This is a genomic window from Variovorax sp. ISS6, from assembly GCF_056523145.1.
In genome coordinates, this window is the sequence record NZ_JAWRZC010000001.1 from 4,809,369 (window position 1) to 4,829,713 (window position 20,345).

The 20,345-nt window shown below is 68.0% G+C and carries 16 protein-coding genes and 3 tRNA genes; 7 read left to right on the forward strand and 12 right to left on the reverse strand.

Annotated features, from left to right (window positions below):
• Both AC1HIL_RS22380 and AC1HIL_RS22385 read left to right on the forward strand, forming a co-directional pair.
• The gene (locus AC1HIL_RS22380) at positions 1 to 1,269 is read left to right on the forward strand and encodes a TraB/TrbI/VirB10 family type IV secretion system protein (RefSeq protein WP_056581690.1); all 1,269 of its coding nucleotides are present in this window, start codon (positions 1 to 3) and stop codon (positions 1,267 to 1,269) included.
• A complete protein-coding gene (locus AC1HIL_RS22385) occupies positions 1,266 to 1,508 on the forward strand; it encodes a DUF2274 domain-containing protein (RefSeq protein ID WP_056581693.1) in 243 nt (80 codons plus the stop codon). The genes AC1HIL_RS22380 and AC1HIL_RS22385 overlap by 4 nt, the downstream gene beginning before the upstream one ends.
• Before the next feature lie 632 nt (positions 1,509 to 2,140).
• On the opposite strand, the gene AC1HIL_RS22390 is transcribed toward AC1HIL_RS22385, so the two are convergent.
• The 10 genes from AC1HIL_RS22390 to AC1HIL_RS22435 all read right to left on the reverse strand — a co-directional run bounded on the left by AC1HIL_RS22390 (position 2,141) and on the right by AC1HIL_RS22435 (position 15,153).
• Positions 2,141 to 2,214 (reverse strand) — tRNA-Cys (locus AC1HIL_RS22390).
• Between the two features lie 63 nt (positions 2,215 to 2,277).
• Positions 2,278 to 2,353 (reverse strand) — tRNA-Gly (locus tag AC1HIL_RS22395).
• A 75-nt stretch (positions 2,354 to 2,428) separates the two neighbouring features.
• Positions 2,429 to 4,867, reverse strand: coding sequence for an endopeptidase La (gene lon, locus AC1HIL_RS22400; RefSeq protein WP_057594285.1), 2,439 nt, complete (start codon positions 4,865 to 4,867; stop codon positions 2,429 to 2,431).
• Between the two features lie 119 nt (positions 4,868 to 4,986).
• On the reverse strand, positions 4,987 to 6,252 hold the full coding sequence (gene clpX, locus AC1HIL_RS22405) for an ATP-dependent Clp protease ATP-binding subunit ClpX (RefSeq protein ID WP_057594286.1): 1,266 nt from the start codon (positions 6,250 to 6,252) through the stop codon (positions 4,987 to 4,989).
• Between the two features lie 127 nt (positions 6,253 to 6,379).
• Entirely contained in the window at positions 6,380 to 6,988 is a 609-nt protein-coding gene (gene clpP, locus AC1HIL_RS22410; protein WP_057594287.1) for an ATP-dependent Clp endopeptidase proteolytic subunit ClpP, read from the reverse strand.
• Between the two features lie 116 nt (positions 6,989 to 7,104).
• Positions 7,105 to 8,424: a trigger factor gene (tig, locus tag AC1HIL_RS22415; protein WP_479670022.1), complete on the reverse strand. Its 1,320-nt coding sequence runs from the start codon at positions 8,422 to 8,424 to the stop codon at positions 7,105 to 7,107.
• A gap of 26 nt (positions 8,425 to 8,450) precedes the next feature.
• Positions 8,451 to 8,537, reverse strand: a tRNA-Leu gene (locus AC1HIL_RS22420).
• Positions 8,538 to 8,722: 185 nt separating this feature from the next.
• Positions 8,723 to 11,929, reverse strand: a complete 3,207-nt coding sequence (locus AC1HIL_RS22425; protein ID WP_479670023.1) for an efflux RND transporter permease subunit — start codon at positions 11,927 to 11,929, stop codon at positions 8,723 to 8,725.
• Entirely contained in the window at positions 11,926 to 13,122 is a 1,197-nt protein-coding gene (locus AC1HIL_RS22430) for an efflux RND transporter periplasmic adaptor subunit (protein ID WP_413763352.1), read from the reverse strand. Before AC1HIL_RS22430 ends, AC1HIL_RS22425 begins: the two co-directional genes overlap by 4 nt.
• A 117-nt stretch (positions 13,123 to 13,239) precedes the next feature.
• On the reverse strand, positions 13,240 to 15,153 hold the full coding sequence (locus AC1HIL_RS22435) for a potassium transporter Kup (protein ID WP_479670024.1): 1,914 nt from the start codon (positions 15,151 to 15,153) through the stop codon (positions 13,240 to 13,242).
• Positions 15,154 to 15,213: 60 nt separating this feature from the next.
• Between AC1HIL_RS22435 and hpnC the strand changes: the two genes are divergently transcribed.
• The 4 genes from hpnC to AC1HIL_RS22455 are packed head-to-tail and all read left to right on the forward strand — an operon-like array spanning position 15,214 to position 18,528.
• Positions 15,214 to 16,140: a squalene synthase HpnC gene (hpnC, locus tag AC1HIL_RS22440; RefSeq protein ID WP_057594291.1), complete on the forward strand. Its 927-nt coding sequence runs from the start codon at positions 15,214 to 15,216 to the stop codon at positions 16,138 to 16,140.
• Positions 16,137 to 16,976 carry a presqualene diphosphate synthase HpnD gene (gene hpnD / locus AC1HIL_RS22445; RefSeq protein ID WP_479670025.1) on the forward strand — a complete coding sequence of 280 codons (840 nt, stop codon included), beginning with the start codon at positions 16,137 to 16,139 and terminating at the stop codon, positions 16,974 to 16,976. The genes hpnC and hpnD overlap by 4 nt, the downstream gene beginning before the upstream one ends.
• On the forward strand, positions 16,973 to 18,226 hold the full coding sequence (gene hpnE, locus AC1HIL_RS22450) for a hydroxysqualene dehydroxylase HpnE (RefSeq protein ID WP_479670026.1): 1,254 nt from the start codon (positions 16,973 to 16,975) through the stop codon (positions 18,224 to 18,226). The genes hpnD and hpnE overlap by 4 nt, the downstream gene beginning before the upstream one ends.
• Positions 18,223 to 18,528 (forward strand): hypothetical protein, encoded by a 306-nt coding sequence (locus tag AC1HIL_RS22455; protein ID WP_413763348.1) that lies wholly within the window; start codon positions 18,223 to 18,225, stop codon positions 18,526 to 18,528. Before hpnE ends, AC1HIL_RS22455 begins: the two co-directional genes overlap by 4 nt.
• Here the strand turns inward: AC1HIL_RS22455 and AC1HIL_RS22460 are convergent.
• Positions 18,525 to 19,169, reverse strand: coding sequence for a LysE family translocator (locus AC1HIL_RS22460; protein ID WP_479670027.1), 645 nt, complete (start codon positions 19,167 to 19,169; stop codon positions 18,525 to 18,527). The two genes, AC1HIL_RS22455 and AC1HIL_RS22460, sit on opposite strands and share 4 nt — an antisense overlap.
• Positions 19,170 to 19,292: 123 nt before the next feature.
• On the opposite strand from AC1HIL_RS22460, the gene AC1HIL_RS22465 reads away from it, so the two are divergent.
• Positions 19,293 to 19,598 (forward strand): NIPSNAP family protein, encoded by a 306-nt coding sequence (locus AC1HIL_RS22465; RefSeq protein WP_261212727.1) that lies wholly within the window; start codon positions 19,293 to 19,295, stop codon positions 19,596 to 19,598.
• 3 nt (positions 19,599 to 19,601) lie between these two features.
• On the opposite strand, the gene AC1HIL_RS22470 is transcribed toward AC1HIL_RS22465, so the two are convergent.
• On the reverse strand, positions 19,602 to 20,333 hold the full coding sequence (locus AC1HIL_RS22470) for an HAD family hydrolase (protein WP_261212728.1): 732 nt from the start codon (positions 20,331 to 20,333) through the stop codon (positions 19,602 to 19,604).
• Between the last annotated feature and the right edge of the window lie 12 nt (positions 20,334 to 20,345).

Genomic DNA, 20,345 nt, shown 5'->3' on the forward strand with positions numbered 1-20,345 from the left:
ATGAGCCAGGACGACACCCCCGACCTCGCCACGCCGCAGGCGGACAAGGTCGCACCGGAGGCGGTGGCGCTGCGCGCCCAGCCGCGCCCGGTCACACGCCTGAACCGGCGCACGCTGGCCATCCTCGTTGGCGGCCTATCGGTCGCCGTGCTCGGCGCCACGATTTGGTCGCTGCAGCCCCCGCGGCGCGCGGCCAGTGAGCAGACCGAGCTTTACAACGTCGAGCGCGTGTCGAAGTCCGAAGGTCTGGATGGCCTGCCGGCGGACTACTCGAAGCTGCCGCCGAAGTTACCCGAATTGGGGCCGCCGCTGCCGGGCGATCTTGGCCCCGCCATCGTCAACTCGCAGCAGCCCGTGACGCCAGCATATGCGCCACCGGGCCATGATCCCGAGGATGCCTTGCGCAAGGAGGCCGATGCAGCGGCGGCTTCGTCGGTGTTCTTCCGCTCGGGTGGCCAACGTGCAGCCACGGTGGCGCAGGCAGCGCCGGTGGCGCCTGGCGCAGCAAGCACGCTCGCGGCCTTCGATCCGCTCGCCGGCGGGCCGGCCTCGACGGCGGCCCAGCCTGCCGACCCGACTGCCGTGCAGAACCGGCAAGACCAGAAGGAGGCGTTCCTGAAAGGCGGCGCTACGGAAACCCGCAACTCCGGCAACTTGGCGCTGCCGGCGTCGCCCTATCAGGTGATGGCCGGAACGGTGATCGCTGGCGCCTTGGTCACGGGCATCAAATCAGACTTGCCGGGCGACGTGATCGCCACGGTGACAGAGCCGGTCTTTGACACGGCCACAGGCAAGTTCCTGCTGATCCCGCAGGGATCGCGCATCCTCGGGCGCTACAACAGCCAGGTCAGCTACGGGCAGAGCCGCGTACAGGTAGTGTGGAACCGGATCATCCTGCCCGACACGTCCTCGCTCACGCTCGACAACCTTGTCGGCACCGACCCGGCCGGTTACGCCGGCCTGGAAGACGATGTGAACTGGCATTGGAATCGCATCGTCGCGGGCGCTGTGCTGACGACGCTGCTGGGCGTCGGCGCCGAGCTGGCCGCGCCTGATAACCGCCAGAACGGCAACCGCATCGTCATCGCCGGCCGTGACAGCGCCCAGGACAGCATCAACCAGGTCGGCCAGGAGATCACCCGGCGCAACATGAACATACAGCCGACGTTGACGGCGCGCCCCGGCTTGCCGGTGCGAGTCATCGTTAACCGGGATCTCGTGCTGCGGCCCTATCAGCCGCTGTTCTTCAACCGGGGAGCTTCGCAATGAGCACGACCAAGAAGCTGCGGCTCGGGCCGCTGCCCAAGACCGAGAGCGTCAAGCTGACATTCGCGTGCCCGGCCAGCCTGAAAGCCGACCTCGACCGCTATGCCGCGCTGCACGCGCAGTCGTATGGCGAAGCGGTCGATGCCGCGACGCTGATCCCGCACATGCTGGAGGCATTCATGGCTGGGGATCGAGGCTTCAAGCGCACGCAGCCCAAGAACGGAAAAGCCGCCCCTGCGTGAACAGGGGCGGCTCTAGATTGGTGCCCGAGGCCGGAATCGAACCGGCATGACCGTAAGGTCGAGGGATTTTCTTACCACTTCGACTTTCGCCGCCAACGCGCATGCGCTGTTCGTGGTCTGGAGCACGCCTTCACCATAGCCTTGCGGCCGTAGGTGCCCGCCGTCTGCTCTCTACACCTTCCCAAACTGTTGCTTGGGCTTGGCTCGGCGTTGGCTCGGGTGCAGAAGCATCCAGGGCTTTCGCCGATTTTGACGGGCTTCACTCCGGGCGTTTCCCCCCGAAGGCTCAAATTGTTCAAGTCCCTTGTGTCTACCGATTTCACCACTCGGGCGTAGCGTGCAATGCGCTGGAAACACCTACCTCCATCTACTGGCGCCTAGCTGGCTCCTGACCGTCAAGCCAAGCTATGAAGCTGCATCATGGACGCTCGCAAACCGTTGTCACTATTGGCCTTCTGGCCCGTTGGCGCAAGCAAGAAGGACTTGACAAAACAGATTTTAAGTCCGATGTGTCTACCAATTTCACCATCCGGGCCCCGGGTTGAACGACGACGATACCCCAAACGAAACGAGCCCCGTCAACGTGGTTGGCGGGGCCTGGTGTATCGACGCTGGATTCAACGGGAGAAGTGTGGAGGCGCGATCCGGAGTCGAACCGGACTAGACGGATTTGCAATCCGTTGCATAACCGCTTTGCTATCGCGCCACGCAGAAAAACGAAATCGAACTAGCGAAAAAAAGGGAAGCTGTTGCTTCCCTTTTTCAAAACTGGAGCGGGAAAAGAGTCTCGAACTCTCGACCTCAACCTTGGCAAGGTTGCGCTCTACCAACTGAGCTATTCCCGCGTTTCGAGCCTTGAATTATAGACCAGATTTTCGGGGTTTCGCAAGGCGAGCCCCCGAATTTCATGATCGTGTCGTTCAGTGCTTGACCGAGCCTTCCGATGCCTGCGACTCGCGCTGCTTCGCGATCTCGGCCACGGCCGCCGCCGAGGCCGCGACCTCTTCGTCGGACAGCGGCGTGGGCTGCTTCTCGAGCGCGATCTCGAGCACCTTGTCGATCCACTTGACCGGCACGATCTCGAGCCCGTTCTTCACGTTCTCGGGAATGTCCTGCAGGTCCTTGGCGTTCTCCTCGGGGATCAGCACCGTCTTGATGCCGCCGCGCAGGGCCGCCAGCAGCTTTTCCTTCAGGCCGCCGATCGCCGTGACCTCGCCGCGCAGCGTGATCTCGCCGGTCATCGCCACGTCGGCGCGCACCGGGATGCCCGTGAGCGCCGACACGAAGGCCGTGGTCATCGCAGCGCCCGCGCTCGGGCCGTCCTTGGGCGTGGCGCCGTCGGGCACGTGGATGTGGATGTCGCGCTTCTCGAACACCTCGTCCTTGATGCCCAGGCGGCGCGAGCGGCTGCGCACCACGGTGCGCGCGGCCTCGACCGATTCCTTCATCACGTCGCCCAGCGAACCGGTGCGGCTGATCACGCCCTTGCCGGGCATGGTCACGGCCTCGATCGTCAGCAGGTCGCCGCCGACCTCGGTCCATGCGAGGCCGACCACCTGGCCGACCTGGTTCTGCTTCTCGGCCAGGCCGAAGGTGAACTTGCGCACGCCGAGGAAGTCGTTGAGGTTCTCGCCCGTGACCACGACCTGGGGCGTCATCTGCTTGAGCAGCAGGCCCTTGACCACCTTGCGGCAGATCTTCGAGAGCTCGCGCTCGAGCGAACGCACGCCGGCTTCGCGCGTGTAGTAGCGCACGATGTCGCGCACGGCCTCCTCGGTGACGAGCAGTTCCTCTTCCTTCACGCCGTTGTTCTTCAGCTGCTTGGGCAGCAGGTACTTGATCGCGATGTTGGTCTTCTCGTCCTCGGTGTAGCCCGAGAGGCGGATGACTTCCATGCGGTCCAGCAGCGCCGGCGGGATGTTCATCGAGTTCGAGGTGGCGACGAACATGACGTCGCTCAGGTCGAAGTCGACTTCCACGTAGTGGTCGCCGAAGGTGTGGTTCTGCTCGGGGTCGAGCACCTCGAGCAGCGCGCTCGACGGGTCGCCGCGGAAGTCGGTGCCCAGCTTGTCGATCTCGTCGAGCAGGAACAGCGGATTGCGCGTACCGATCTTGCTGAGCCCCTGCAGCACCTTGCCCGGCAGCGCGCCGATGTAGGTGCGGCGGTGGCCGCGGATCTCGGCCTCGTCGCGCATGCCGCCGAGCGCCATGCGGGTGTACTTGCGGCCGGTCGCCTTGGCGATCGACTGCCCGAGCGAGGTCTTGCCCACGCCCGGCGGGCCCACGAGGCACAGGATCGGCGCCTTGACCTTGTCGACACGCTGCTGCACCGCGAGGTATTCGAGGATGCGGTCCTTGACCTTCTCGAGGCCGTAGTGGTCGGCGTTGAGCACCGCCTCGGCGTTCGCGAGGTCGTGCTTGATCTTGGTCCGCTTGGCCCAGGGCAGGCCCACCAGCACGTCGATGTAGTTGCGCACCACGGTGGCTTCGGCCGACATCGGCGACATCAGCTTGAGCTTCTTGAGCTCGCCCTCAGCCTTCTTGAGCGCGTCCTTGGGCATCTTGGCGAGCTTGATCTTCTTCTCGATCTCCTCGATGTCCGCGCCCTCCTCGCCTTCGCCGAGCTCCTTCTGGATCGCCTTGACCTGCTCGTTGAGGTAGAAGTCGCGCTGGTTCTTCTCCATCTGGCGCTTCACGCGGCCACGGATCTTCTTGTCGACGTTGAGGATGTCGACCTCGCGCTCGAGCTGGCCGAACAGGTTCTCCAGCCGTGCCTTGGTGTCGTCGAGATCGAGCACCGCCTGCTTGTTGTCGAGCTTGAGCGGCAGGTGCGCGGCGATCGTGTCGGCCAGGCGGCCCGGATCGTCGATGCTCGAGATCGAGGTCAGGATCTCGGGCGGAATCTTCTTGTTGAGCTTCACGTACTGGTCGAACTGCTGCATCACCGCGCGGCGCAGCGCTTCGACCTCGGTGCCCTTCTCGCCGCCCTCGGGCGCCGCCACCGGCGTCACGTTGGCCGAGAAGTGGGTCTCGCCGTCATCGATGCGGTTCACGCGGGCGCGTTGCTGGCCCTCGACCAGCACCTTCACCGTGCCGTCCGGCAGCTTGAGCATCTGCAGGATGGTCGAGACGCAGCCGACCTCGAACATGTCCTCGACCGAGGGCTCGTCCTTGGCGGCGGCCTTCTGGGCCACCAGCATGATGCGGCGCTCGGCCTCCATGGCCAGCTCGAGCGCCTTGATGCTCTTGGGGCGCCCCACGAACAGCGGGATCACCATATGGGGGAACACGACGACATCGCGCAGCGGCAGCAGCGGCAGGTCGATGGCGTCGGCGGGCAGAGGGGTATGACCGGACATGGATATCCTTTGATTGATCAAGCAAAGATGGACGGCGACACGGGCATTTCAAGCCCGCGGCCGCAGTCTTTGTCGAAGACGCCGGGCATCTCGGGGGGAAGAGCCGGCGCGGGAGTCACTCAGGCCTTCTTGGCTGCCTCGCGGTACACGAGCAGCGGGGGCTTGTTCTCGTCGATGGTCGATTCCTCGACCACGACCTTGTCGACATTGGTGGCATTGGGCAGCTCGAACATCGTGTCGATCAGCGACTGTTCGAGGATCGAACGCAGGCCGCGCGCGCCGGTCTTGCGGGCCAGCGCCTTGCGCGCGATCGCCTTGAGGGCGGCGGGACGGATCTCGAGGTCCACGCCCTCCATCTGCAGCAGCTTGGTGAACTGCTTGACCACGGCGTTCTTGGGCTCGGTGAGGATCTGCACCAGCGCGTCCTCGCTGAGCTCGGCCAGCGAGGCCACCACGGGCATGCGGCCCACGAGCTCGGGGATCAGGCCGAACTTGATCAGGTCCTCGGGCTCGACGTCGCGGAACACCTCGGTGAGGCTGCGCTGGGCCTTGCTCTTGACGCTGGCGCCGAAACCGATGCCCGAGGCCTCGGTGCGGTTCTCGATCACCTTCTCGAGGCCCGCGAAGGCTCCGCCGCAAATGAACAGGATGTTGGTCGTGTCGATCTGCAGGAAGTCCTGGTTCGGGTGCTTGCGCCCGCCCTGGGGCGGCACGCTGGCCATGGTGCCTTCGATGAGCTTGAGCAGCGCCTGCTGCACGCCCTCGCCCGACACGTCGCGCGTGATCGAGGGGTTGTCGGACTTGCGCGAGATCTTGTCGATCTCGTCGATGTAGACGATGCCGCGCTGCGCGCGTTCGACTTCGTAATTGCAACTCTGCAGCAGCTTCTGGATGATGTTCTCGACGTCCTCGCCGACATAGCCGGCCTCGGTCAGCGTGGTGGCGTCGGCCATCACGAAGGGCACGTCGAGCTGGCGCGCCAGCGTCTGCGCGAGCAGCGTCTTGCCCGAGCCCGTGGGGCCGATCAGCAGGATGTTGCTCTTGCTGAGCTCCACGTCCTCGCCCTTGGCCTTCTCCTTGTGGCGCAGGCGCTTGTAGTGGTTGTAGACGGCCACCGACAGCATGCGCTTGGCCGGCTCCTGGCCGATCACGTAGTTGTCGAGGTTGGTCTTGATCTCGAGCGGCGTCGGCAGGTCGTTGCGCGCATCGCGCGCTTCTTCTCCGGCGGGCAGTTCGTCGCGGATGATCTCGTTGCAGAGATCGATGCACTCGTCGCAGATGAAGACCGAAGGACCCGCGATCAGCTTCTTCACCTCGTGCTGGCTTTTGCCGCAGAACGAGCAGTAGAGCGTTTTTTCGCTGGAAGTGCCTTTTTTCTCGGCCATGGACAGGTGCCTCGTAACGGGTTTGGACAATGATAACGAAACAAAAACGGCGTTTCCCGTGTGGAAAACGCCGTTGTTGCCTTTTTGGCGCCGCCGGCGTCGTGACGCCAGGGCGCCGGGCCCCTGCTCAGGGGCGCTTGGCGATCACCTGGTCGACCAGGCCGTAATCCTTGGCCTCGTCGGCCGTCAGGAAGTAGTCGCGCTCGGTATCGGCCTTGACCTTGTCCAGCGGCTGGCCGGTGCGCTCGGCCAGGATGCGGTTCATCTGGTCCTTGGTGCGCAGGATGTCGCGCGCATGGATCTCGATGTCGGTGGCCTGGCCGCGGGCGCCGCCGAGCACCTGGTGGATCATGATCTTGGAGTTGGGCAGCGAGAAGCGCTTGCCCTTGGCACCGGCCGCGAGCAGGAACGCGCCCATGCTGGCCGCGAAGCCCACGCACAGCGTGGAGACCTCGGGCTTGATGAACTGCATGGTGTCGTAGATCGCCATGCCGGCCGTGACGCTGCCGCCCGGGGAGTTGATGTAGAACGAGATGTCCTTGTCGGGGTTCTCGCTCTCCAGGAACAGCAGCTGGGCCACCACGAGGTTGGCGGTCTGGTCGTTGACCTCGCCCACCAGGAAGATGATGCGCTCCTTGAGGAGCCGCGAGTAGATGTCGTAGGACCGTTCGCCACGGCCCGATTGCTCGATGACCATCGGGACCATGCCGAGGCCTTGGATTTCCTGTGCGCTCATGAATTTGCTCCGGAGAAGGGTTCGTTCGCTGTCGTCAATCTGAACTGTACGCCTGAGTGAAATGGGGCTCGTGCCGCAAAGCACAAGCCCCATGGCGTCCCGGGCCGAGGCGGCGATCAGGCCTGTTGCTGCTGCGCCATCAGTTCGTCGAACGACACCGACTTCTCGGCGACCTTGGCCTTGCCGAGCACGAAATCGGTCACGTTGTTCTCGATCACCACGGCCTCGACTTCGGCCAGGCGGTTGTTGTCGCTGAAGTACCAGCGCACCACGTCCGCCGGCTTCTCGTAGCTCGAGGCCAGCTCGTCGATGTGGGCCTTGATCTGCTCGGGCTTGGCCTGCAGGTTGTTGGCGCGCACCAGCTCGGCGACCACCAGGCCCAGGCGCACGCGGCGCTCGGCCTGGGGACGGAACACTTCCTCGGGGATCGGTGCCTTGTCGGCGTCCTTGATGCCGCGCTGCTTGAGCTCGGCGCGCGCGCCTTCGATCATGCGGTTGACTTCGGACTGCACGCTGGCGTTGGGCAGGTCGAGCTCGGCGTTGGCCACCAGCGCATCCATCACGGCGTTCTTGTTGCGCGCCAGCAGGCGGAACTTGACCTCGCGCTCGAGGTTCTTCTTGATGTCGGCGCGCAGGCCCTCGACCGTGGCGTCGGCGATGCCGAGCGACTTGGCGAGCTGCTCGTTGACTTCGGGCAGGTGCGAGGCCTCGATCTTCTTCAGCGTGACGAGGAAGTCGGCCTGCTTGCCGGCCACGTCCTGGCCGTGGTAGTCGGCCGGGAACGACAGCGGGAAGGTGCGGCTGTCGCCGGCCTTCATGCCGCGCACGGCGTCTTCGAATTCCTTGAGCATCTGGCCTTCGCCGACCACGAACGGGAAGTCCTCGGCCTTGCCGCCCTGGAAGGGTTCGCCGTCGATCTTGCCTTCGAAGTCGACGGTCACGCGGTCGTCGTCCTGGGCCACGGCATCCTGCGCGCGCTGCGCGAAGGTGCGGCGCTGCTTGCGCAGGATGTCCAGGGTCTTGTCGATCGCGTCGTCGCCCACTTCGGCCGACAGCTTCTCGACTTCGGCGCCCGACAGGTCGTTGATCTTGACTTCGGGGAACACCTCGAACACGGCGTCGAAGGACAGCTCGCCCTCGGGCGCGCCTTCCTTCTCGGTGATGCGGGGCTGGCCGGCCACGCGCAGCTTGGCTTCGTTGGCGGCCTGCGAGAAGGCCTCGCCGACCTTGTCGTTCATGACCTCGTACTGCACCGAGTAGCCATAGCGCTGGGCCACGACGTTCATCGGCACCTTGCCGGGACGGAAGCCGTCCATCTTGACGGTGCGCGCGAGCTTCTTGAGGCGCGAATCGACTTCGGACTGGATGATGCCGACCGGCAGGGTCAGCGTGATCTTGCGTTCGAGCTTCTCGAGGGTTTCAACGGTCACGGTCATGAACTTCTTCCTAGTGAGGGATTGGCTGGTGCGCGGGGCCGGACTCGAACCGGCACGTTCTTGCGAACGTCAGGACCTAAACCTGGTGCGTCTACCAATTTCGCCACCCGCGCTTTTGCCTTTTTCAGGTGAATGCAAAAGCGGACGGCCTGGGCGCCGGGGAGAACCCGGCAGTCCAAGACCGTCCGCTCGAAATCGGTCAACCGCGCATTTTAGTCGAAACCGGGAGGCTCCCGGCTCGACCTGCATGCGGAGTTCGCGGCCTCGCGGGGCGGGACAAACCCTGCATTCCGCGCGCTCAAGCCGCCTGGGGGGCCGGCAAGGCGCCGTTGCCCTGCGGTGCCGGCGGCGGCGCCTCGTCGCGCTTCACGCGGAACGCCGCCGCGTACATCGCCGGCAGCGCCAGCAAGGTCAGCACCGTCGCCACGATCAGCCCGCCCATGATGGCGACCGCCATCGGCCCCCAGAACACGCTGCGCGAGAGCGGGATCATCGCCAGCACGGCGGCCGCGGCGGTCAGCACGATCGGGCGCAGGCGGCGCACGGCCGACTCGACGATGGCATCCCAGGCCGGCACGCCGGCCGCGCGGTCGTGCTCGATCTGGTCGATCAGGATCACGGCGTTGCGCTGGATCATCCCCATCAGCGCGATCACGCCGAGCAGCGCGACGAAGCCGAAGGGCCGGTTCAGCACCAGCAGCGCACCGGCCACGCCGGCGATGCCCATCGGGCCGGTGATGAACACCAGCAGCGAGCGGCTGAAGCTGTGCAACTGCAGCATCAGCAGCGTGAACACCAGGAACAGCATGATCGGCACGCCGGCCACGATGGAGGCCGAACCCTTGCTGCTCTCCTCCACCGCACCCGCCACCTCGATGCGATAGGCGCCCTGCCCGGCCGCATGCCAGCCGGCCTCGAGCTCGCGCAGCTTCGGCAGCAACTGGTCGGTCACGGTCGCGCCCTGCAGGCCCTCGGTCACGTCGCCCTGCACGGTGATCGCGTAGTCGCGGTTCTCGCGCCACATCACGCCCGGCTCCCAGGTGAACACCGGCTTGGCGATCTGCGCCAGCGGGATCGAGCGGCCCGAGGCCGTCGGCAGGTAGGCGTTGCCGATGTCGGAGATCGCTTCGCGCTCGTCGGCCGACTGGCGCAGCACGATGTCGATCAGCAGGTCGTTCTCGCGGTACTGGCCCACGGTGGTGCCGCTGAACATGGTGCGCGAGGCCTGCGCGATGGCCTGGCTGGTCACGCCGAGCGCGCGCGCCTTGGCCTGGTCGACCTCGAGGCGGATCACCTTCACCGACTCGTTCCAGTTGTCGTTCACGCCGCGCATGTTGGCGTTCTCGCGCAGCACGGCCTTGACCTCGTCGGCGCGCGCGCGAAGCTGCGTCGGGTCGGTACCGATCACGCGGAACTGCACCGGGTACGGCACCGGCGGCCCGTTGGGCAGCAGCTTCACGCGGCCGCGCACCTCGGGGAATTCCTGCGCCAGCAGGCCGGGCAGCGACAGCCGCAGCGTCTCGCGCACCTTGAGGTCGCTCGCCAGCACGATCAGCTGCGAGACGTTGGACTGCGGGAACACCTGGTCCAGCGGCAGGTAGAAGCGCGGCACGCCCGAGCCGATCCAGGTGCTGACGGTCTTCACGCCGGCTTCCTTGAGGATGCGCTGCTCGACCCGCTTCGCCACTTCCTCGTTGGCCTGGAACGAGGTGCCCTCGGGGAACCAGATGTCGACCAGGATCTCGGGCCGGCTCGAGTCGGGGAAGAACTGCTGCTGCACCTTGCCCATGCCGACGATGCCGAGCGCGAAGATCAGCACGGTGGCGCCGATGGTCAGCCAGCGATGCTGCACGCACCAGTTCACCGCGCGGCGGAAGGCGTTGTAGAACGGCGTGTCGAACAGCTCGTGCGGCGGCGCATCGGGGTCGTGCGGCTTGACCTTGAGCAACAGCGTGCCCAGGTAAGGCACGAAGTACACCGAGACGATCCACGACAGCACCAGCGCGATCACCGTCACGGCGAAGATCGCGAAGGTGTATTCGCCGGTCACCGACTTGGCGATGCCGATCGGCAGGAAGCCCGCGGCGGTGATCAGGGTGCCGGTGAGCATGGGCTTGGCCGTCACGTCGTAGGCGAAGGTGGCGGCGCGGACCTTGTCGTAGCCCTCCTCCATCTTCCGCACCATCATCTCGACCGCGATGATCGCGTCGTCCACCAGCAGGCCCAGCGCGATGATCAGCGAGCCCAGCGATATCTTGTGCAGCCCGATGCCGAAGTAGTTCATCGCCAGGAAGGTCACGGCCAGCACCAGCGGGATGGTGATCGCCACCACCAGGCCCGGACGCATGTCGATGTACCAGCCGAAGCGCCCGCCCTTGTGCAGGCCCAGCGAGATGATGCTGACCGCCAGCACGATGGCCACGGCCTCGATCAGCACGCGCACGAACTCGTTGACCGAGCTCGCCACGGCGACCGGCTGGTCCTGCACCTGCGCGAGCTTCACGCCCAGCGGCAGCTGCTTGTCGATGCCAGCGGTGGCCGCGCGCAGCGCCTTGCCCAGCGCGATGATGTCGCCGCCCTTGGTCATCGACACGCCCAGCGCGATCACTTCCTTGCCCTGGTGGTGCACCTTGACCGAGGGCGGGTCGATGTAGCCGCGGCGGATCTCGGCGATGTCGCCGAGCTTGAGCTGGTTGCCCGAGCTGCCGCGGATCGGCATCTCGCGCAGCTGGTCGACGCTGGTGAACTGGCCGCCCACGCGCACCTGCACCACGTCGAGCGGCGACTGGATCGTGCCGGCGCTCTCGATGGCGTTCTGCGAGCCCAGCTGCTGCAGCACGGCGTTGAAGTCGAGGCCCAGCTGCGCCAGGCGCTTCTGCGAGATCTCGATGAAGACCTTCTCGTCCTGCACGCCGAACTGGTCGACCTTGGCCACGTCCTTCACGCGCAGCAGCTGCTGGCGCACGTCGTCGGCCAGGGTCTTGAGCTCGGCATAGCTGAAGCCCTCGCTCTCGAGCGCGTAGATCACGCCGTAGACGTCGCCGAAGTCGTCGTTGAAGAACGGCCCCTGCACGCCCGCGGGCAGGGTGCCGCGCATGTCGCCGATCTTCTTGCGCACCGTATACCAGACGTTGGCGACCTCGCTCGCCTTCGAGGAGTCCTTGATCTGGAAGATGATCTGCGACTCGCCGGGCTTCGAGTAGCTGCGGATCTTGTCGGCGTACGGCGCCTCCTGCAGCGTGCGCTCGAGCTTGTCGGTGACCTGCTCGGCCACCTGCTGCGCGGTGGCGCCGGGCCAGTAGGTGCGCACCACCATCGCGCGGAAGGTGAAGGGCGGATCCTCGTCCTGCCCGAGCTGGAAGTAGGCGAAGGCGCCCAGCACCATCAGCACCAGCATCAGGTAGCGCGTGAGCGGCGCGTGGTCGAGCGCCCATTTCGAGAGATTGAAGCCGCCCGCGCGGCCGGCCGGCTCGGTGCCGTGCGTCGCCTTGTCAGCGCCGCTCATTTGCCGGCACCCGCTGCGATCTCCTTCTTGTTGGCGGCCACGGGCGCGACGCCCTGCGTGGCACCGCCCGCGTCTGCACCGCCCGCCGCCACTTCGCGCGGCTGGTAGATCGTGACCTTCTGGCCCGGCGACAGCACGTGCACGCCCGCCACCACCACCTGCATGCCGGGCGTGACGCCGGCGCCGATCACGGCCTCGTTGCCGTCGGCGGTCGCCACCTGCACCGGCTGCGAGCGCACGGTCATGGTCGACTTGTCGAGCACCCACACGGCCGTGCCCTTGCCTTCCTGGCGCAGCGCGCTGGTCGGCAGCTTGACGACGGCGGGGCCGCCGCGCGCGAGCGCCTGCGGCCGCGCATAGACCGTGGCACCGAGCGCGGGCGCGCTCGCGGCATCGATCGCCACCTTCACGGTGAAGGTGCGCGTCACGGCATCGGCGCTGGCCGCCACCTCGCGCACCTGGCCCTGCAATTCCTCGCCGCCCGACCAGCCGCGCACCGCGACCGCCGAGCCGGGCTTGATCAGGCCCGCGCGGTCTTCCGGCACCGCGAACACCACGTCGCGCGCGCCGTCCTGCGCGATCCGCACCACCGGCGTGCCGGCCTGCACCACCTGGCCCGGTTCGGCCTCGATGGCGGTGATGACGCCGGCCACGTCGGCCACCAGCGTCGTGTAGGCGGCCTGGTTGCCCTGCGACGAGAGCTGGGCCTGGGCCTGCTCGAGCTGCGCCTGCGCCGCCTTCCAGGTCGATTCGCGGCGCTCGAGCTCGGCGCCGCTGATGAAGTTCTGCTCGCGCAGCTCGCGGTAGCGCTTGAGGTCGGCCGCGGCCAGGTCGCGGTTGGTCAGCGCCGCGGCCTGCTGGGCGCGCGCGGCTTCGGCGGCCAGCCGGTAGTCCTGCGGATCGAGCTGGGCCAGCACCTGGCCGGCCTGCACGCGCTGGCCGAGTTCGGCCTGGCGGCGCGTGATCTTGCCCGCCACGCGGAAGCCCAGGCGCGACTCGACGCGCGCCCGCACCTCGGCCGAGAACTCGGGCTGGGCGTCATAGGCACTGGTGCCCACGGTCACCAGCTTGACCGCGCGTACCGGTTCCTCCGCGGGTTTGGACGGCGAGCAGCCGGCCAGGGCCACGAGGGCGGGAACCAGCAGCCAGGCGGCAGCGCGGTCGAGCGAGAAGATGGATTGGGAGGCGGTCATGAGACACCCTGGAAGGAACGAACCGGGCCTTTAATGACCCACCGGTTAGTAATCTAGGGTAAACGTGAACCGCTGTCAATTACCCGCCGGTCAGTAGCGCCGGCGGCCGCCTCGTGCTCAGGTCCGCTGGCCCATTTCCACCAGCCGGTTGTCGGGCAGCTCGAAGTAGTCGGAGGCACGCCCCGCGTTGCGCTGCAGCCAGCCGAACAGCGCGCGCCGGATCGGGTTGAGACCCGGCAGGTGCTCCTCGCCCACCGAGGCGCGCGAGACGAAGTACGAGGTCTTCATCGAGTCGATGGCGAGCGTCTTCTGGTAGGCCAGGATGCGGATGAACTCGGGCACGTCGGGCCGCTCCATGAAGCCGTGGCGCGCGGTCACGATCCAGATGCCGGTCATCAGCGACTCGGCCTCGATGCGCAGGCGCGCGTCGACGCGCGGCGTGTCGCAGGGCAACACGCGCAGCACGATCACCTGCTCGTGCAGCACCTGGTTGTGCTTGAGGTTGTGCAGCAGCGCATGCGGCACCGAGGTCACGTTGACGTTGAGGAACACCGCCGTGCCCTGCACCCGGTGCGGCATGTGGTGGGCCAGCGACTCGAAGAAGGGCCGCAGCGGCAGGCTCTCGGCCGCGGCCGCCTCCAGCCCCAGGCGCCGCCCCTTGGCCCAGGTGGTGAACAGCAGCATCACGCCCGCGGCCACCGCCAGCGTGAGCCAGCCGCCCTCTGCCACCTTGAGGCTGTTGGCGACCACGAAGGTCAGGTCGACCGCCGCGAAGGCCGCCACGCCCAGTGCCACCGCCGGCTTGTTCCAGCGCCACAGCCCCCAGGCCACGATGCCGGCCAGCAGGGTGGTCGTGACCATGGTGATCGACACCGCGATGCCGTAGGCCGCCGACAGCGCGCTCGAGCTGCGGAAGCCCAGCACCAGCAGCAGCACGCCCACCATCAGCAGCCAGTTGACGGTCGGCACGTAGATCTGGCCGATGGCCGTGCCCGAGGTCTGGATCACGCGCATGCGCGGCAGGTAGCCCATGCGCATCGCGTGCGCCGTGAGCGAGAAGGCGCCCGAGATCACGGCCTGCGAGGCGATCACCGTCGCCATCGCGGCCAGCAGCACCATCGGCAGCACGCCCCAGGCCGGAAAGAGCCGGAAGAAGGGGTTGTCGATCGCCTGCGGATTGGCCAGCACCAGCGCGCCCTGGCCGAAATAGTTGAGCACCAGCCCCGGCAGCGCGATGAAGAGCCAGGCGAGCCGGATCGGCCGCGCGCCGAAATGACCCATGTCGGCATAGAGCGCCTCGCCGCCGGTGAAGGCCAGGAACACCGCCCCCAGCACCGCCAGCGACTGCAGCCGGTGCTCGACCAGGAACAGCACGGCGCGCCGCGGATCGAGCGCCGCCAGCACTTGCGGCTGGGCCAGCACCTGCATCAATCCGGCCACGCCGATCACCACGAACCACAGCAGCATCACCGGCCCGAACACCTTGCCGACCGCACCGGTGCCCTTCTTCTGCACCGCGAAGAGCGCGATCAGGATCGCCACCGTGATCGGCAGCACCGCGCGCTCGAGCACCGGCGCGCGCACCTCCAGCCCCTCGACCGCCGACAGCACCGAGATCGCGGGCGTGATCAGGCTGTCGCCGTAGAACATGGCCGCGCCCACCAGGCCCAGCAGCCCGATCAGGTGGCCGAGCCAGGGCTTGGCACCGATGCGCGAGGCCGCATTGCGCGCCAGCGCCTGCAGCGCCAGGATGCCGCCCTCGCCATCGTGGTCGGCGCGCAGCACGAACACCACGTACTTGAGCGTCACCACGAACAGCAGGCCCCAGAAGATCAGCGACAGCAGCCCGAGCACCGCGTCGGGCGAGAACGGCACGCCGTGCTCGGGATTCAGGGTTTCCTTGAAGGCGTACAGCGGCGAGGTGCCGATGTCGCCGAACACGACGCCGAGCGCCGCGATCACGACCAGGCCCTTGCCGGCCGGGTGCGCCGCGTCGCCTTGCGCGGTGGAGGTCCTGGCCGCTGCATTCATGGGGCAAGAATCGAGAGTGGGAACGCCGGGAGCATAGCCGCGCTGGTTGACAATCGCAGCGTGTCCCAGACGCCCCCTCCCCCCCACGCCGCCGCCGCGCCGACGCACTACGAGAATTTTCCCGTGGCCTCGTGGCTGTGCCCGCCGCGGCTGCGCGCGCCGATCGCGGCCATCTACCATTTCGCGCGCACCGCCGACGACATCGCCGACGAGGGCCAGGCCACGCCCGGGGAACGCCTGGCCGAGCTGCACGCCTACCGCGCCGCGCTGGCCGACGCGGCCCGGGGCCGGGTCGACCCGGCCGGGCCCTGGGCCGGGGTGTTCGGCCCGCTGGCCCACAGCATCGAAGCCTTCGGCCTGCCCGAGACGCTGCTGGCCGACCTGCTCGACGCCTTCATGCAGGACATCGTGAAGACCCGCGACGGCAGCGACTACGCCGACCGCGAGGAACTGCTCGACTACTGCCGCCGCTCGGCCAACCCCGTGGGCCGGCTGCTGCTGCACCTGTACGGCGTGCACGACGCGCCCTCGCTCGCGCAGAGCGACGCCATCTGCAGCGCGCTGCAGCTCATCAATTTCTGGCAGGACCCGAGCGTGGACCTGCCGCGCGGGCGCTTCTACTTCCCGCTGACCGACTGCGCCCGGCGCGGCTTCACGCGCCAGCACTTCAAGGTGTTCGCGCCGCTCTCGCCCGCCTACCCGCCGCCGCAGGAGGCGATCAACCTGATCTCGGTGGTGTCGTTCTGGGCCCGCGAGCTGATGCAGCAGGGCGCGCCGCTGGTGCACCGCCTGCCGGGGCGCGCCGGCTGGGAGCTGCGCCTGGTCGTGCAGGGCGGCCTGCGCATCCTCGACAAGATCGAGGACCTGGGCTTCGACAGCTTCACGCAGCGGCCCACGATCGGCAAGGCCGATGCCCCCGTGCTGCTCTGGAAGGCGCTGCGGATGCGGAGACAATCACGGCCCATGAACGCAGCGCCCTCCCGATGAATCCCGAGCAATACGTGCAAGACAAGGCCGCCGCCTCGGGCAGCAGTTTCTATTACGCCTTCCTGTTCCTTCCGAAGCCGCGGCGCGCGGCCATCACCGCCTTCTACGCCTTCTGCCGCGAGGTCGACGACGTGGTCGACGAGGTCAGCGATCCCGGCGTGGCCGCCACCAAGCTGGCCTGGTGGCGCACCGAGGTGGCCCAGTCCTTCGCGGGCACGCCGCACCATCCGGTGATGCAGGCGCTGATGCCGCACGTGGCGGCCTATGGCATCGAGGCGCGCCAGCTCGACCAGGTCATCGAGGGCTGCCAGATGGACCTCGAGCAGACCCGCTACCTCGACTTCCCCGGCCTCGCGCGCTACTGCCACCTGGTGGCGGGCGTGGTGGGCGAGGTGGCGGCGCGCATCTTCGGCCAGGCCGAGGCGCAGACCACCGCCTACGCGCACAAGCTCGGGCTCGCGCTGCAGCTCACCAACATCATCCGCGACGTGGGCGAGGACGCCCTGCGCGGCCGCATCTACCTGCCGGTCAACGACCTGCAGAAGCACGAGGTCAAGGCGCACGAGATCCTCAACCGCGTGCATTCCGAGCGCTTCGTCGCGCTGATGAAGTTCCAGGCCCAGCGCGCCCATGCCGCCTACGACGAGGCGCTGGCGCTGTTGCCCGCGGCCGACCGCCGCGCGCAGAAGCCCGGCCTGATGATGGCCAGCATCTACCGCACCCTGCTGCGCGAGATCGAGCGCGACGACTTCCAGGTGCTGAACCAGCGCGTGAGCCTCACGCCCGTGCGCAAGCTGTGGCTGGCCTGGAAGGTGCAGGCGCTGGGCCGGCTGTGAGGCTGGCGGTCGTCGGCGCGGGCTGGGCCGGCCTGGCCTGCGCGGTCGAGGCCGTGCGCCAGGGCCATGCGGTCACCCTGTTCGAGGCCGCGCCCCATGCCGGCGGCCGCGCGCGCCGCGTCGACGACATGCACGGCATGGCGCTCGACAACGGCCAGCACATCCTGATCGGCGCCTACAGCGCCACACTGCAGCTGATGCGCGATGTCGGCGTCGATCCCGAGCGGGTGCTGCTGCGCCTGCCGCTGTCGCTGCGCTTCGCCGATGGCGGCGGCCTGCAGCTGCCGCGGCTGCCCGCGCCGCTCGACCTGCTGGCGGGCATCTTCCAGGCGCGCGGCTGGACCTGGCGCGACAAGTCCGCCCTGCTGCGCACCGCGATCGGCTGGCGCTTCAAGGGCTTTCGCTGCGACGCCTCCACCACCGTCGCCGAGCTCTGCGCGGGCCTCACGCCACGCGTGATGCAGGAGCTGATCGAGCCGCTGTGCGTCTCGGCGCTCAACACGCCCGTCGCGCAATCGAGCGGCCAGGTCTTCCTGCGCGTGCTTCACGATGCCCTCTTCAGCGGCAGCGGCGGCGCCGACCTGCTGCTGCCGCGCGCCGACCTCGGCGCGCTGCTGCCCGATGCGGCGCTCGCCTGGCTGCGCGCGCATGCCGCGAACCTGCGCATCGGCCAGCGCGTGCGCGCGATCGTGCCCGAGGCGAAAGCGTGGCGCGTCGACGGCGAAGCCTTCGACCGCGTGGTGCTGGCCTGCGCGCCCTGGGATGCCGCCCGGCTCGTGCGCGCCGGCGGCCTGCCGGCCGAGGCCTGGTGCGCCAGCACCGAGGCACTGCGCTTCGAGGCCATCGCCACGATCTACCTGCGCGGCGCGAGGCCGCTGGCCGAACCGATGCTCGCGCTGCGCAGCGACCCGGCCACGGCACCGGCCCAGTTCGTGTTCGACAAGGAACGGCTCTGCGGCCTGCCGGGCGTGCTCGCGATGGTCGTGAGCGCCAACGAGACGCCGCGCGAGCTGCTCGAGACGCAGGCGCTCGCGCAGGCGGCCGCGCAACTGGGCCAGGCCGGCCTGGGCGTCGTGCAGACCGTGGTTGAGAAGCGCGCGACCTTCGCCTGCACGCCCGGGCTGGCCCGTCCGCCCGCGACCATTGCGCCCGGCCTGCTGGCCTGCGGCGACTACGTCGAAGGCCCCTACCCCGCCACGCTCGAGGGCGCGGTGCTCAGCGGCCTGGCCGCCGCGAGGGCGACGGCGTGACCAGCGAGTTGCGCTACCTCGACTTCGACCACAGCGAGGACGCCGACGGCCATGGCAGCTTCGATGCGATGGCCTCGGTCGCGCCCGAGCGCCTGGGCGAGGTGCAAGCCGAGATCGACCGGGTGCTGGCCTGGGCCGAGGCCGCCTTTCCCGATGCGCGCGGCGCGCTCGACGAGGGAGCGGTGTGGGACTATGACCTGCAGCACACGCGCGACGATGCGCGCTTCGAGACCCTGGCCCTCTCGCTGAGCGGCACGGCCGATTTCTGCGCCGCGCTGCGCGAGCGCTTCGGCCTCGATTAAGCGGCGGTCTTGTTGCGCAACCGCAGCAAGCTCAGCCCCAGCAGCACGAAGGCGCCACCCGAGACCTTGTTGAACAGCCGCGTGCGGCGCGGGTCCGACAGCTGCTTGCGCAGCAGGCGAGCGAGCAGCACGTAGAAGGCGTGCGACAGCACCGAGGCCGCCGCGAAGGTGGTGGTCAGCACCGCGAACTGGGTGGCGATCGGCGCGTCCTGCGTGAGGAACTGCGGGAACAGCGCCGAGAAGAACAGGATGCTCTTCGGGTTGGTCAGCGCCACCGTCAGGCCATGGCCGAACAGGCGCCAGCTCGAACGCGGCGAGCTCGCCGCCGAGGCACCCTGGAGGTCGGCGAACACGCTGCCCTGGCTGCGCCACTGCTTGATGCCGAGGTAGATCAGGTAGGCCGCGCCCGCCAGCTTCAGCACCATGAAGGCATGGGCCGAGGTCGAGAGCACCACGCCCAGCCCGGCCATCGCGGCGGCCGATACCATGAAGAGCCCCGTCGCATTGCCCAGCGAGCTGATCATCGCGCGGCGCGGCCCCACGGACATCGAGTTCGACACCGCCAGCAGCACCGCGGGGCCGGGCGTGAAGGCGACGAGCAGGGTCACGCCGCAGAAGAGGAGCCAGTTGGACAGATGCATGGGGAGCTTTCGCGCGGCGCGCTCGCGCCGCAGGCCGGGGAAGCAAAACTATAGTCGGGCCACCCGTTCGCCGCAGCCGCGGCGGAAATTGCCCTCACGGCCCACCCTCTCCCTTCACCCACCATGGTCACCTGCTACCTGCGCTACATCGTCGACCCCTACAAGCTCGGGGAGTTCGAGCACTACGGCAAGCTCTGGATCCCGCTGGTCGAGAAGTTCGGCGGCAAGCACCACGGCTACTTCCTGCCCTCGGAAGGCGCGAACAACGTGGCACTCGCGATGTTCAGCTTTCCCAGCCTCGCGGCCTACGAGCAGTACCGCGCCGACTCGATGCAGGACGCCGACTGCCAGGCCGCCTTCCGCTATGCCGAGGAAACGCGCTGCATCCTCAGCTACGAGCGCAGCTTCTTCCGTCCGGTCTTCGGGTAAGGCTCAGGCGCCGAGCGCCACGCACAGCGCGTGCAGGTTCGGCACGATCAGCTGCGGCCGCGCGCCATGCACCCAGGGGCGCTCGTCGCGCACCAGCCAGGCCGCCTGCATGCCGGCGTCGAGCGCGCCCACCACGTCGAGCTCGGCATCGTCGCCCACATGCAGCACGTCCTTGGGCAGCAGGCCGACCGAGGCCGCGGCGGCGCGGAAGATCGGCGCATGCGGCTTGCCGCTGCCGAAGGCGCGCGCATTGAAGGCGGTGCGGAACCAGCGCCCCACGCCGGTCTTGTGGATGTCGGCATTGCCGTTCGACACCGCCACCAGCGGATAGCGTTCGCTGAGCCACTTGAGCGCGGGCAGCGCGTCGTCGTAGAGCGTCACGCGCTGGCGCTCGGCGAAGAAGGCATCGAAGGCCGGATCGGCCAGCGCCGGGTCCTCGCCCGCGCGGCGCAGCGCGGTGCGTATCGATTCACGGCGCAGCGCGCTGAGGTCGTGCGCGAGATCGGAACGCTCCTTGGCCGTGGCTTCGCGCAGCTCGCGCAGCACGCCCGGCGTGACCAGCAGGGCCGCCGTCTTCGGCGCCTCGCGCAGCAGCCAGGCATGCAGCACGGCCTCCGCGCGTTCGATGGTCGGCCAGATCGGCCAGAGGGTGTCGTCGAGGTCGAGGGTGATGGCGCTGATGCGCTTGAGATCGAGCGGCGCGCTGCTCGCGGGGACCGTGGGGTCGGAAGTCATGCCCGAGAATAT

What these genes read in the sequence shown, in the direction of transcription:
- AC1HIL_RS22380 (WP_056581690.1), top strand. Translation starts at nt 1, where the DNA reads ATGAGCCAGGACGACACCCCCGACCTCGCCACGCCGCAGGCGGACAAG.
- AC1HIL_RS22385 (WP_056581693.1), top strand. Translation starts at nt 1,266, where the DNA reads ATGAGCACGACCAAGAAGCTGCGGCTCGGGCCGCTGCCCAAGACCGAG.
- lon (WP_057594285.1), bottom strand. Translation starts at nt 4,867, where the DNA reads ATGTCCGGTCATACCCCTCTGCCCGCCGACGCCATCGACCTGCCGCTG.
- clpX (WP_057594286.1), bottom strand. Translation starts at nt 6,252, where the DNA reads ATGGCCGAGAAAAAAGGCACTTCCAGCGAAAAAACGCTCTACTGCTCG.
- clpP (WP_057594287.1), bottom strand. Translation starts at nt 6,988, where the DNA reads ATGAGCGCACAGGAAATCCAAGGCCTCGGCATGGTCCCGATGGTCATC.
- tig (WP_479670022.1), bottom strand. Translation starts at nt 8,424, where the DNA reads ATGACCGTGACCGTTGAAACCCTCGAGAAGCTCGAACGCAAGATCACG.
- AC1HIL_RS22425 (WP_479670023.1), bottom strand. Translation starts at nt 11,929, where the DNA reads ATGAGCGGCGCTGACAAGGCGACGCACGGCACCGAGCCGGCCGGCCGC.
- AC1HIL_RS22430 (WP_413763352.1), bottom strand. Translation starts at nt 13,122, where the DNA reads ATGACCGCCTCCCAATCCATCTTCTCGCTCGACCGCGCTGCCGCCTGG.
- AC1HIL_RS22435 (WP_479670024.1), bottom strand. Translation starts at nt 15,153, where the DNA reads ATGAATGCAGCGGCCAGGACCTCCACCGCGCAAGGCGACGCGGCGCAC.
- hpnD (WP_479670025.1), top strand. Translation starts at nt 16,137, where the DNA reads ATGAATCCCGAGCAATACGTGCAAGACAAGGCCGCCGCCTCGGGCAGC.
- AC1HIL_RS22460 (WP_479670027.1), bottom strand. Translation starts at nt 19,169, where the DNA reads ATGCATCTGTCCAACTGGCTCCTCTTCTGCGGCGTGACCCTGCTCGTC.
- AC1HIL_RS22465 (WP_261212727.1), top strand. Translation starts at nt 19,293, where the DNA reads ATGGTCACCTGCTACCTGCGCTACATCGTCGACCCCTACAAGCTCGGG.
- AC1HIL_RS22470 (WP_261212728.1), bottom strand. Translation starts at nt 20,333, where the DNA reads ATGACTTCCGACCCCACGGTCCCCGCGAGCAGCGCGCCGCTCGATCTC.